Here is a 12,697-nt window from a genome sequence, read left to right on the forward strand (position 1 = left end):
AGGAATGTAAACATGAGCAATTCCGCGAAAAAAATGCCCGTGACTCACGACGATAAAGCCCGTGAGCATTCAGTGGTCACTGATCTTTGGCGCCCTCTGGAACAACTCCGGCAACACGTCGATCACCTGTTCGAAGACTTCAATCACCATTCAAGCCTGTCACCCTTTGGCCGTGGCTTGTTTGATGTCGATCCGCTCTGGCGGCGAGAACACATCGGTCACAGTCTGCCTGCCGTGGACATCACCGAAAAAGACAAGAGTTTCGAAATCACGGCCGAACTGCCCGGCATGGATGAGAAAAATATTGAGGTCAAACTGTCCAATGGCAGCCTGATCATCAAAGGGGAAAAGAAAGAAGACAAGGAAGAAAAACGTAAAGGCTACTACCTCAGCGAGCGTCACTATGGTTCCTTCGAGCGGGTTTTCAACCTTCCCAAAGGCGTCGATGCCGATAAGATCGAGGCGAGCTTCAGCAAAGGCGTGCTGAGCCTCTCGCTGCCGAAAAAGCCGGAAGCCATGAAAGCGGACAAAGTCGTACCGATCAAAGCCGGTTGAACCAGACAACTCGCCCCCGGCAGGTACACTGACCGGGGGATTTATATTGTTAACATCATCGGTATCAAGGCTGTTCGATACCGCTGAATCAGACGCTGTCGCTACTCGTAAACACTTGCACGTCAAACTCTATTCAAGCAGTTACGTCGGCGCAGGACATACGATAGGCGGGGATAAGATTTGCAGAGGCGCATGGACTCAAAACCCGCGAAACGTCTTACTTCTTCCGACTGGCACGTACGTTGGCACCTTATTGATTTAACTCAATACCCCGACGGTGCCCAGGCGTAAAAAAGGGAAATGGGCAAATACCGCCCTTCAACCGAGGACATCGTCATGAACGACTTGAGCCTGCGAAAAACCATTCTGGAAGAGCTCGAATTCCAGCCCGACATTGATGCCGCCCACATTGGCGTCGCCGTAGACAAAGGTGTGGTCACCCTGACCGGCCACGTCACCAACTACGCTCAGAAAGTCAGCGCCGAGCGAGCAGTCAAGGCGGTTACAGGCGTGCGTGCACTGGCCGAAGAAATTCAGGTACGACTGGACAAGGGAGCCGGCACGGCGGACGACACCATCGCCAATCGTGCGCTGAACATCATCGACTGGAGTTCCGATCTTCCCGTGGGCGCCGTCAAGGTCATTGTGGAAAACGGCTGGGTCAGCCTGGAAGGTCAGGTCGACTGGCAGTACCAGAAGGAAATCGTGGAGCGGGCCGTGCGCAAACTGTCCGGTGTGGTGGGCGTGGACAACCGTCTCACGCTTCGTCCCCGGGTTGACGTGGGCGATATTCAAAAACGCATCGAAGAAGCGCTCAAGCGCAATGCCGAAGTTGACGCCAAGGGGATTCATATCAAGGTTGAAGGCAATGTAGTCAAACTCGAAGGCAAGGTGCATCTGTGGCGTGAGCGTCAAATCGCGGAGCGTGCCGCCTGGTCGGTACCCGGCGTAAACAAGGTGGAAGATCATTTGCTTATCGCTTGAACCAATGGCCCGGAGAGATCCAGTTTCCTCCGGGCTTTTCTGACACTGGGTGCCCTTCCACACTGCCTTTTCCGCGAGCCAAGGCCATGAAGAAAAATCAACAATGGAACCTGTCTTACTTTGCGATCGCCTTCATCGTGTTTGGTCTGCTGCAGTTTCTTTTTGTTGAACGCCATGTCGTTCAGCCCATCCCATACAGCGACTTTTTGCAACTGCTGAACGAGCAAAAGATCAGCGATTTGCGAGTGGAACAGCAAAGGATCAGCGGCAAACTGCAGGTACCCATTGATGGGCATACTCAATTCTCAACCGTCCGAGTAGATCCGGCACTCGCGGCGGATCTCGCCCATTCGGGGGTCGGGTTTACCGGCGTACAGGAAAATACGCACCTGATCGGATTACTCGGATGGCTGCTGCCTTTCGTTTTGATCATGGTGATCTGGCATTTCCTGTTCCGCGGTCTGGCAGAAAAACAAGGCTTCGGTGGCCTGATGAGCATCGGAAAGTCCAGGGCCAAGGTATTCGTCCAGCGCGATACCGGCATCACGTTTGCCGATGTGGCGGGTATCGATGAAGCCAAGGCTGAGTTGGTGGAAATCGTCTCGTTCCTCAAAGACAAGACAAAATATGCGCGCCTGGGAGCGCACATCCCTAAAGGCACACTGCTGGTTGGGCCGCCCAGAACCGGAAAAACCTTGGTGGCTAAAGCTATTGCCGGTGAAGCCGGCGTACCGTTTTTTTCGATCTCGGGATCTGAGTTTGTCGAAATGTTCGTTGGGGTGGGGGCCGCTCGAGTCCACGATCTGTTCGAACAGGCACGTCAGGCCGCCCCCTGCATCATCTTCATCGATGAACTGGATGCGCTGGGAAAGATGAGGGGCGTCGGTGCCTTTGGTGGCAATGACGAAAAAGAACAAACGCTCAATCAGTTACTGTCCGAACTCGATGGATTCGACCCTCGTGAGGGCGTTGTATTGCTGGCCGCGACCAATCGACCGGAGATTCTGGACCCGGCACTGCTGCGTGCTGGACGAATCGACCGCCAGGTGCTGATCGACCGCCCGGACCGAAAAGGTCGTCAGGCAATACTCAAGGTCCATCTGCAAAAAATAACGGTCTCGCCGGACCTCGACAACGACCGCATTGCTGACATCACCACGGGTTTTACCGGCGCCGATCTGGCCAACCTGGTCAATGAAGCCGCCATCGTGGCGACACGTCGCGGTGCTGATGCGGTCAACCTGGACGACTTCACGGCTGCCGTAGAGCGTATCGTTGCCGGGGTTGAACGCAAAAGCAGCGTGCTGCGCCCCGATGAACGTCGAGTGGTGGCGTTTCATGAGATGGGGCACGCCCTGGCGGCGAGCGGCCTGCCAGCCATGGACCCGGTCCATAAGGTCTCAATCGTGCCCCGCGCTGTGGGTTCACTGGGCTATACGCTGCAGCGACCGACCGAAGACCGCTTCCTCATCAGTTGCCAAATGCTCAAGGACAGGATTGTCGTTCTCATGGCAGGACGCGCCGCCGAACACCTCGTGTTTGGTCAGATATCCACCGGGGCGGCTGATGACTTGGCGCGGGCCACTGATATCGCCCGACAGCTGATAACCCGGTTTGGCATGAGTGCCACGCTCGGCCAGTCGGTGCTGGAGCGGCAAAGCGCGTCCTTTCTTGGCGAACACATGCCGAGCGCCATGGATAAAGATTATTCGGAACAAACAGCCAGGGAGGTCGACCTGGAGATTCGTGCCCTGCTCGACGAAGGCTACCATCGGGCAACGGCCTTGCTCGAAGGTCGTCGGGCAGATCTGGACGCTGGTGCACTTCTGCTACTGGAGAAAGAAACGCTCACGCCTGAAGAGTTTCCACCGATCCTGCCGTTCAAAGCCGCCACGGTGAATCGTGCCCCGGTCCTGACGACGTGTGTAGACACTCTCGATTTCAATACGCAGCGGCGTCACTGACGACGGTCAACATTCCACTTGCGTCCATTGCCAGTTCAAGACCTCGGGCATGTCCTGCCCATGCTCGATCAGATAAAGCTTGTGCCGCTCCATCGTCGACCAATATCGCGCCCTGGCGAGCAGCATGTGATCCTGCAGACGAGGCACACGCTCAATGACGTCCAGTGCCAGCTGATAACGGTCCAGATTGTTGATCACCGCCATGTCGAAGGGGGTGGTCGTGGCGCCCTCCTCCTTGAAGCCTCGCACATGGAAATTCTCATGGTTCGTGCGTTTGTAGATCAAACGGTGAATCAACGCCGGGTAGCCGTGGAAAGCAAAAATCACCGGTTTGTCCCGCGTAAATAATTCATCGAACTCGCTGTCCGGCAGGCCATGGGGATGCTGGTACGACGGCTGCAGCACCATCAGATCCACAACGTTGACCACCCTCACCCGCAAATCCGGCACGTACTCCCGCAACAAGGTGACAGCGGCTAGCGTTTCCAGGGTCGGCACATCACCGGCGCAGGCCATCACCACGTCGGGATCCTCATCATTGCGGCACGCCCAGTCCCACCGACCGATACCCTTCTGGCAATGCGCAGTGGCTGCATCGATATCCAGCCACTGCCATTCCAGCTGTTTGCCCGCGACAATGACGTTGATGTAATCGCGGCTTCTGAGGCAGTGGTCCGTCACTGACAGCAGGCAATTGGCATCGGGGGGCAAATAAATCCGCGCTATGTCCGACTTTTTATTGGCTACCAGGTCAATGAATCCCGGGTCTTGATGTGAAAAGCCGTTGTGGTCCTGACGCCAGACGTGGGATGTCAGCAAAAAATTAAGCGAAGCAATGGGTTGACGCCATGGCACGTCGGCGGCGGTCTTCAGCCATTTGGCATGCTGGTTGACCATCGAATCGACGATATGGATAAAGGCTTCGTAACAGGACAACAGACCATGACGTCCGGTCAGCAGATAACCCTCGAGCCAGCCCTCGCAGACCTGCTCACTGAGAATCTCCATCACGCGACCATCGGCGGCCATATTGAGGTCGTCCGGTTCCAGTGGCTCCATCCACGCCTTGGCGCTGACCTCATACACCGCATCGAGCCGGTTCGAGGCGGTTTCATCCGGGCCGAACAGGCGAAAATTGCCGGCGGTCAGGTTGTTTTTCATCACATCGCGCAAAAACGTACCCATCACCCGTGTCGCCTCCACGCGCAGGCTGCCAGGTGTTTCAAACTTCACGGCATAATCGCTGAATCGCGGCACATCCAGGGGGCGCAGCAACACACCGCCATTGGCATGGGGGTTGGCGCTCATTCGCCGGTGTCCGGTCGGTGCCAGTGCCGTAATCTCAGGCAACAACGCACCGTTTTCATCAAACAGCTCATCCGGCCGGTAGCTGTTGAGCCATTCCTCCAGTTGGCGCAGATGTAACGGCTGCTTAAAGTCGGCCAATGGCACTTGATGTGCGCGGCACGTACCTTCGACGCGCTGACCATCGACGAATTTCGGACCGGTCCAGCCTTTGGGTGTACGCAAGACCAGCATTGGCCACAGTGGCCGTTGCGGCGGTGTGGATCGGCCCGGCCGACGCGCCTCAAGCTGAATGTCACGAATTTTCAGAATCATCGTGTCCAGTGTTTGCGCCAGCGCCTGATGCACCTGCATGGGTTCATCACCTTCCACGAAGTACGGATCGTAGCCATAGCCATACAACAGGGCCGAAAGCTCATCCTCACTGATTCTGGACAGTACGGTGGGATTGGCGATTTTGTAGCCATTGAGGTGCAGGATGGGCAATACCGCGCCATCGCGCGCCGGATTGAGAAACTTGTTGGAGTGCCAACTGGCCGCCAGTGTCCCGGTTTCAGCTTCGCCGTCACCGATGACACAAGCGACAATCAGATCCGGATTGTCAAACGCCGCGCCGTAGGCGTGTGCCAGGCTATAGCCCAGTTCGCCACCTTCGTGGATGGATCCCGGTATCTGTGCCGAGACATGGCTGGAGATGCCGTAAGGCCAGGAGAACTGGCGAAACAGGCGAAGCAGGCCGTTTTCATTACATTCCACGGCGGGGCAAAATTCGGTGTAGGTGCCCTCCAAGTACGTCTGAGCGACCACCGCTGGTCCACCATGGCCGGGGCCGGCGATGAACAGCATGTTCAGGTCGTACTGGTTGATCACATGATTGAGATGGGTATAGATCAGGTTGAGCCCCGGCGTCGTCCCCCAATGACCCAGCAGACGCGGCTTGATGTGCGCCAGGGTCAGGGGGTGTTTGAGTAGCGGGTTGCCTCTGAGGTAAATCTGACCGACGGCCAGATAATTGGATGCCCGCCAATAAGCATCCAATCCCTTCAGTTGCTCAGCATTCAGGAAATCGCTCATGAACTTCTCCGCCGAAGGACCAGGCTCCAGGTAGGCTTTGAACGAGTCTGAGAGTCTGGGAAGCTTAAGACTTGATTTACATCAATTTCCCACGTCGGTACCCGGGTAAAGGGTGCAAAGGCAGGTCCATTCGTCGATTACACCGGTTGATCCGCAAATCCGGTGAGTCTAAATTTCCTCGACGCCTATCCTTAGGGAGTCACTCCTACTGACGTCACCTCTCAATGCCAGACATTCGCGCTTTGCAAGTGCATTTCCTGAAAACTGCGTGCTTGACCTGCAGTGTGATGGAGTTGTGCCTGCCCATCGGGATGACCAGCCAGGAAGTCGAGCGTCTGGACACATTGATCGTGCAACGCTTCAAAGTCAAAAAGGGCGCGGCGCTTTACCGGGCAGGCGATCCGTTGCGCTCGCTTTATGCGGTACGCATCGGCTCGTTCAAGACCAGCTTTTTGTCGGTCGATGGCCGCGAACAAGTCACCGGGTTCCAGATCCCCGGCGAAATGCTCGGTCTGGACGCTATCAGCACAGACCTGCATGCGTGCAATGCCGTTGCCCTTGAAGACAGCGAGGTCTGCCCTATCCACTTTGCTCACCTGGAAGAGCTTGCCCATGAGCTGCCTTCGCTGCAGCACAGCTTCAACAAAATCCTCAGTCGGGAAATCGTGCGTGATCACGACATGCTGATGATGCTGGGCAACATGAGCTCGGACGAGCGTCTGGCAGCCTTCCTGCTGAACCTGTCGCAACGTTTGAAAACCCGTGGCTATTCATCGACGGAGTTCGTGTTGAAAATGCGCCGCGAGGAAATCGGCTCCTACCTGGGGCTGCGCCTGGAAACCATTTGCCGAGGCATCGCACATTTGCGGGATCAGGCACTCGTAGAAATTTCAGGCCGTGAGGTCAAAATCCTTAATCCAGAAGGCCTCAAGCAGTTGATTGCCGGCTGCCATCGCCCTCCTGCCTGTTGATCCCGGTCATCCTATGCGCGCCATGGTTTTACACTCGTCCGGTCAGCCGCTGCAATTGCAAGACCGCCCCATCCCGGCACCCAGTGCCAACCAACTGTTGATCAAAGTCCTGGCCTGCGGTGTCTGCCGCACGGATTTGCACCTGGTGGACGGAGAATTGCCACAAGCGGTGCTGCCCCGGGTGCCGGGGCATGAAATCGTCGGTGAAGTTGTCGCTGTGGGCAGCCATGCAGACCCCGAGCGCATCGGCCAACGGGTAGGCGTTCCGTGGCTTGGCTGGACGTGTGGGGAGTGCTCGTTCTGTCAGGCCGGGCGGGAAAACCTTTGCGATCAGGCCCGGTTCACCGGATGCCATCTGGACGGTGGATACGCCGAATACGTCGTGGCCGATCAACGCTTCTGTTTTTCTATCCCTGAGGCCCTTTCCAATATTGAAGCGGCACCGCTGCTGTGTGCCGGGCTAATTGGCTTTCGCGCTTTGCAAATGGCACAAGGCGCCCGCCATCTCGGGTTCTATGGCTTTGGCGCTGCAGCGCATCTGGCCATTCAAGTCGCACGGGGACGCGGTCAGGAGGTGTACGCCTTCACTCGTCCGGATGACACGCAAGGACAGGCGTATGCCCTGTCCCTGGGCGCGAAATGGTCCGGTTCGTCGGACCAGCCTCCCCCTCACCTGCTCGATGCCAGCCTGATTTTTGCTCCGGCCGGTGCGCTGGTGCCGCTGGCGCTCGCCGTCACCGTCAAGGGCGGCTGCGTGATTTGCGCCGGCATCCATATGAGTGACATCCCGGCCTTTCCTTATCGGCTGCTATGGGGCGAGCGCAGTGTACGATCGGTGGCTAATCTGACCCGCGACGATGGCACAGCGTTCTTCAAAGAACTTCAACACACCCACGTGCACTGCGACACCACCCGGTTTTCCCTTGAGGATGCGAATCAGGCACTGGCGCTATTGCGCAGTGGTCAATTCAACGGTGCGATCGTGCTGGTGCCGTGACTCGCCGCTCATTCATTGCTTTACACCGAGCGCCGCCCCGTCCCATGACAAGCGCTGTACGCTGGGATGCTCCTTCTCAGGCAAGCCAAGGCGAAAGATCACTTCACCTCGCACATCTTGCGTCCCGGTGTCAGCCTGCATGGCTCGCCGGCTCAAATCGCCTCTCCCTTTGCCAGTTCGATATCAGGCAGCCACAGGGCGTTGATGCAGGCCTCCTCGTCCTTTCCCGTCACCGGTTCCAGGGCCATCGGATCAAGCAGGTGTTTATTTAGCATGGCCAGGCGCACCATGCCGTTTTTGTCGAGAAGCGAATGTGCCACGCACTCGCACAATGACCGAGGCAGGGCTTCTGGAAGGGACTCTATTTCAGCATTTGCAAACTCGATCTCTAATCGCAAGGTGCAAGTGTCGACCAGATCCCGCATCGCGTGAGAAGCGAAGTTAAACACTGTTGAGTAGCCCGCCATCAACGCCATCGAGACCGACAGCAAGAGGGTTGCCTCGCGTTTCCACGAAAGGGTGCCCGTCCGGTGCAGGTATTTGTGTGCCGTTGCCTTGCTCCAGCCCTGAATTGCCTGACACCGGCTGAAAAGCTTGTGGTTTGACATGACTGAATCTCTCACCATCTTTATCAAAACAATGGCGCTCACTGAAAAATACCGTTTGATCTGAATCAACCTCCGCCAAGCTGAGTCCCAGCTTCTTGACTTGCTGGCGATCCTGCTGCAAACGGCGGTGGCTTTTGGGATTCACTTGATCAACTTGCAATGAAGTCATCGCTAGAGAGTTCCACGTTGTCGCGATACTCCGGCACCGACACCGACCACCCCAACTCCAAACTGATGCGCCGGCGCAGCACATCCGACGCGTTAGGTTCCCCATGGACGACAAAGGTATGTTTTGGCGGTCGTTTGAACCCACGCAGCCACTGCATGATTTCATCAGCGTCGGCGTGTGCGGACAATGTTTGCATCGGTACCACTTCGGCGCGGATCGGCACGTCCTTGCCGTGGATACGCACCGAAGAGACGCCCGCAACAATTTGCGCACCACGGGTGCCACCGGCCTGGAAGCCAGGCATTAACAATGTGTTATTCGGATTGGGAGCCAGTGCCTTGAGGTGATGGACCACCCGCCCTCCTGTCGCCATGCCACTGGCCGCAATAATCACCGCCGGGGTGCGTTGCTGATCAAGCGCTCTCGACTCATCGACCGTGTGGACGAATTGCGCCACATGGCACATGCCCTCGCAGTCTTCCAGGGATAATCTGTGCTCGTTCCGGAAGCGCTGGTACAACAATGTGACGTCGGTGGCCATCGGACTGTTGAGGTAGATTGGAATATCGGGAATCGCCCTTTTGCGCTTCAACTGATACAGGTGATACATCAGCAGTTGAGCGCGCCCGACCGCGAAGGATGGCACAAGGGTTATCCCTCGGCGCAGTGCCGTGCGGGTGATGATGTCGGCCAATTGCGCCTGTGGCGCCTCGACCGGATGTTGACGGTCACCGTAGGTAGACTCCACCAGCAGATAATCCGCCTCCTCGACCTTTTCGGGAGCAAACATCAATGGATCGTCCGGACGTCCCAAATCTCCTGAAAACACCAGGGCCAGGCCGCCGGCTTTAACTTCTACTGTGGCGGCTCCCAAAATATGCCCGGCGCCACGAAACAGGAGGGTCATGTCCGGGAGGATTTTAACGCTGTGGTGCAATTCCACGGGCCGCAACAGTTTCAGGGCTCGCTCAGCATCTTGCTCGGTGTAAAGCGGCAGCGCCGGGCTGTGCTTCGAGAAGCCATGCCGGTTGGCAAACTCCGCTTCTTCTTCCTGCAAGCGACCACTGTCCAACAGCAGGATTTTCACCAATTCACAGGTGGCGGGCGTGGCGTATACCGGGCCGCGATATCCATTGCGCACCAGCACGGGCAGATAGCCGCTGTGATCAAGATGGGCATGGGTCAGCACAATGGCATCGAGGTCGCTGACCGGAAGCTGGAACGGGTCGCGATTGTGCAGTCGCAATTGCTTGTAGCCCTGGAACAGACCGCAATCGACCAGCACATGTTGGTTGCCATGTTCCAGCAGATACTTGCTACCCGTGACCGTACCCGCGGCACCTAGAAATGTGATTCGCATGGCCGTTGCCCTTGAACATTCAGAGGAGCGCTATTGATCGCTCCTTTTGGCCCAGGGTCAGTTGATTTTTATCAACTGCGGGCTCGATGGGGGTCTCGTTCACCCGTATGGAGTGACCGGTTTGACGATCACCAGACCGCACGGTGCCCGGTTTAACAGGCGTTCAACGGTGTCGCCGATAAACCGGTCGGGCCCTGGGTGATAGACCGTGCCCAGTACCAGCATGTCGAAGTCATGCTGGTGAGCAAACAACCCGATGACCTTGTGGGGTGTGCCCGACAACAAATGTCGATGTGCATCCTTGATGCAATAGCGTTCGGCAAGCACGTCGAAAGCCTCTTGCTGGGCATCTTCAATGGCGTCCCGCAAACTGTCATCAAGGCTGACTGTCGGCACACTCCTCGGTGCATCGCTGATCTCTGACCAGCGACTGACGTTAAGCAAGTGCAGTTCGGCGCCACAACTGGCCGCCAGAGTTGAGGCCAGATCGACAATTCGGTCATTCAAGCCCTGAGTCAGCTCCTCGAGATGGGACAAATCGATCGAGGCCAGGATTTTCAACGGTTTGGGGTTTCTGGCACTGGTCACTAAATGCAAGTGGGTAGGACATTCGCGCAACAGCCGCCAATCAAGAGGCCGGTGAAAGACGCGGTCGAGTGCTGGCACTTGATGGGCGTCCTTGATTACCAGGTCCGGATGGAAGTCACTTATGTACTCCAGCAGGTTGGTCAGACTCGACCGGGCCCAAACCGCCTCGGTACTCACCTGAAGGCCGCCGCACCTGTAAAAACGGGCTTGCTGTTCCAGCCAATGACGGTGCACCTGTAAATAGCCTTCTCGTGCCTGGGCCATCGCATCGTGGTCCAGCAAACCGGCTACGGCCAATGCCTGGACATAATCGAACGCTACAATGTGCAACAACGCACCGGTTGCACATGCCAACGCATGTGCACGCTCGAACGCCGGGGTATGGCTCATTTCGCTGGGAGCTATCAATAGAATGCGTTTGAGCTTGAGCATCACATACCTCGCCCTGGGTCATGGTTGCCATTCGATTATTTGGCGTTACGCCGAGGGGGACATGACTTTTATCAACGAATCAGCAGCCGGAGAAATGCACCGATTCGCCCTCGCTAGTCCATCCATGGTTGATTCAGCTCAACCTTTTTTCGGTTTTCTGCTGTAGAAATACATTGACCACTGGACCCGGTGCGGCGGCTAGGTGAAAGGAATCACTGGAATCGCTACACAGCGCGCATATGCCATGCCGCGTGCCCCCGACTATCCGCCCCTTCTCCCTGGAGCTTTGCCATGTTGGCGGTCACCCTGATCAATATGCTGGTGGTCATCATCGTTGTCGTGATCCACTACGAATGCCTGCTACGACTGAACGATTGGCTGCCCCGGCTCAAGTTGTGGAGCCGCTTCAGGATTGTCGTTGGCGTATTCGGCGCCCTGGTTGCCCACGCGACAGAGGTTTGGTGCTTTGCATTGGTTTACTACCTCATGGTGCACGCTGGTAAATGGGGCACTCTGACGGGCAGCTTCGACGGTTCACTGATGGATTGCGTCTACTTTTCCTTCACGACGTACACGACGATCGGCTTCGGCGATATTTCACCCGTGGGCGACATCAAGTATTTGACCGGGCTGCAAGCGCTGACCGGGCTGGTACTCATTACCTGGACAGCCTCCTTCCTGTTTCTGGAAATGCAGAAATACTGGAAACGAAAATAGTTGCCACCCGTTCGCATCGGCGCTCTACAAGCTCGCTCTAAACCGCCAACACGCAGCATGGCGCTTGATACAGAATATGCTCGGTCGTGCTGCCCAGGAGCTTGTTTAATCCCTTGGACTGGACCCTGCCCATTACGATCACATCCACGTTGTGTTCATCAGCGAACTCACACAAAACCTTGACCGGATGACCGTCTATGAAATGCCGACGATCCGCAGGCACGCCGAACTGATCTGCCAGGCGAAGGAAAGACTTTTCCAGGTCTCGTCGAAGCGCTTTGGTCAGGTCAGCGAGCGTGAGACCGTCCATGTCCGCCAGAAAATCGGCCGAAATATCGCAGGCGTACAGCAAATGCAATTCGGCATTGCACTGCATGGCGAGATTGCAAGCTTGCTTGATGATTTGTTCATTCAGTTCGTCGCCGGTTGACTCGACATCCGATACTTCGACAGCCGCGACAATTCTGCTGGGCAGGTTCAAGCCGGTGTTACCCATCAGATAAACCGGTGCCGAGCAGTGTCGCAACAAATGCCAGTCCAAAGGCGTGAAAAAGGCCCGCTTGAGCCTTGACGCATGGTCAATTTCCTTGATCAACAAGTCGGGCTGCATATCCGCCACGTGATCGATAATGTCTTGCTTCAGATCCTCAGCCCATGCCACTTGCGTGGTCACCTCAATTCCCCGGCCTCGCACACTCTCAGCCTGAGACTCAAGCCAGTCGCGATGGTCCTGCAGGTATCGTTCGCGAGCCAATGTTCGATCGCCCTCCTCAAGCAGCGACAACCATTTGAACGAAGGGATCAGCGCGGTGATATGCAAACTCGCCCCGCAGGCCTTGGCCAGGGATGCTGCATGACTCACGGCTGGGGAATGACGCAGTACCGGATTGATGATCAGCAACAAGCGTTGATACAGGCTCATGATAAATCTCCGGGTGACGGAAATATTTGACGCAAACCGCTTATGGATACG

12 protein-coding genes are annotated in these 12,697 nt (G+C 56.5%); 6 read left to right on the forward strand and 6 right to left on the reverse strand.

Annotated features, from left to right (window positions below):
• The first annotated feature begins 12 nt into the window (after positions 1 to 12).
• From D8U73_RS14305 to ftsH, 3 genes are all read left to right on the forward strand, one after another.
• Positions 13 to 555, forward strand: a complete 543-nt coding sequence (locus D8U73_RS14305; RefSeq protein ID WP_056855336.1) for an Hsp20/alpha crystallin family protein — start codon at positions 13 to 15, stop codon at positions 553 to 555.
• A 336-nt stretch (positions 556 to 891) separates the two neighbouring features.
• The gene (locus tag D8U73_RS14310; protein WP_056855587.1) at positions 892 to 1,539 is read left to right on the forward strand and encodes a BON domain-containing protein; all 648 of its coding nucleotides are present in this window, start codon (positions 892 to 894) and stop codon (positions 1,537 to 1,539) included.
• Between the two features lie 86 nt (positions 1,540 to 1,625).
• Positions 1,626 to 3,503 (forward strand): ATP-dependent zinc metalloprotease FtsH, encoded by a 1,878-nt coding sequence (gene ftsH / locus D8U73_RS14315; protein ID WP_130904838.1) that lies wholly within the window; start codon positions 1,626 to 1,628, stop codon positions 3,501 to 3,503.
• A 6-nt stretch (positions 3,504 to 3,509) separates the two neighbouring features.
• Here the strand turns inward: ftsH and D8U73_RS14320 are convergent, their stop codons facing one another.
• The gene (locus D8U73_RS14320) at positions 3,510 to 5,882 is read right to left on the reverse strand and encodes a phosphoketolase family protein (protein WP_130904839.1); all 2,373 of its coding nucleotides are present in this window, start codon (positions 5,880 to 5,882) and stop codon (positions 3,510 to 3,512) included.
• A gap of 224 nt (positions 5,883 to 6,106) precedes the next feature.
• Between D8U73_RS14320 and D8U73_RS14325 the strand changes: the two genes are divergently transcribed.
• On the forward strand, positions 6,107 to 6,853 hold the full coding sequence (locus D8U73_RS14325; protein ID WP_130904840.1) for a helix-turn-helix domain-containing protein: 747 nt from the start codon (positions 6,107 to 6,109) through the stop codon (positions 6,851 to 6,853).
• 13 nt (positions 6,854 to 6,866) lie between these two features.
• Positions 6,867 to 7,850: a zinc-dependent alcohol dehydrogenase family protein gene (locus D8U73_RS14330; RefSeq protein ID WP_056855339.1), complete on the forward strand. Its 984-nt coding sequence runs from the start codon at positions 6,867 to 6,869 to the stop codon at positions 7,848 to 7,850.
• Between the two features lie 152 nt (positions 7,851 to 8,002).
• Here D8U73_RS14330 and D8U73_RS14335 read toward each other — a convergent pair whose 3' ends face one another.
• The 4 genes from D8U73_RS14335 to D8U73_RS14345 form a co-directional block, all read right to left on the reverse strand.
• Positions 8,003 to 8,341, reverse strand: coding sequence for a hypothetical protein (locus tag D8U73_RS14335; RefSeq protein WP_130931790.1), 339 nt, complete (start codon positions 8,339 to 8,341; stop codon positions 8,003 to 8,005).
• Complete coding sequence (locus D8U73_RS29510) at positions 8,292 to 8,627, reverse strand: hypothetical protein (RefSeq protein WP_130907571.1); 336 nt, start codon at positions 8,625 to 8,627, stop codon at positions 8,292 to 8,294. The genes D8U73_RS14335 and D8U73_RS29510 overlap by 50 nt, the downstream gene beginning before the upstream one ends.
• Positions 8,608 to 9,987, reverse strand: a complete 1,380-nt coding sequence (locus D8U73_RS14340) for an MBL fold metallo-hydrolase (RefSeq protein WP_130904842.1) — start codon at positions 9,985 to 9,987, stop codon at positions 8,608 to 8,610. Before D8U73_RS14340 ends, D8U73_RS29510 begins: the two co-directional genes overlap by 20 nt.
• Positions 9,988 to 10,086: 99 nt before the next feature.
• Positions 10,087 to 11,007, reverse strand: coding sequence for a universal stress protein (locus D8U73_RS14345; RefSeq protein WP_130904843.1), 921 nt, complete (start codon positions 11,005 to 11,007; stop codon positions 10,087 to 10,089).
• Between the two features lie 291 nt (positions 11,008 to 11,298).
• Here D8U73_RS14345 and D8U73_RS14350 point away from each other — a divergent pair, with 291 nt between their 5' ends.
• Positions 11,299 to 11,724 carry a potassium channel family protein gene (locus D8U73_RS14350; protein ID WP_056855342.1) on the forward strand — a complete coding sequence of 142 codons (426 nt, stop codon included), beginning with the start codon at positions 11,299 to 11,301 and terminating at the stop codon, positions 11,722 to 11,724.
• 37 nt (positions 11,725 to 11,761) lie between these two features.
• Here the strand turns inward: D8U73_RS14350 and D8U73_RS14355 are convergent, their stop codons facing one another.
• Entirely contained in the window at positions 11,762 to 12,646 is an 885-nt protein-coding gene (locus tag D8U73_RS14355; RefSeq protein WP_130904844.1) for a universal stress protein, read from the reverse strand.
• Between the last annotated feature and the right edge of the window lie 51 nt (positions 12,647 to 12,697).

This window comes from Pseudomonas sp. Sample_22 (assembly GCF_004307635.1).
Classification (GTDB): domain Bacteria; phylum Pseudomonadota; class Gammaproteobacteria; order Pseudomonadales; family Pseudomonadaceae; genus Aquipseudomonas.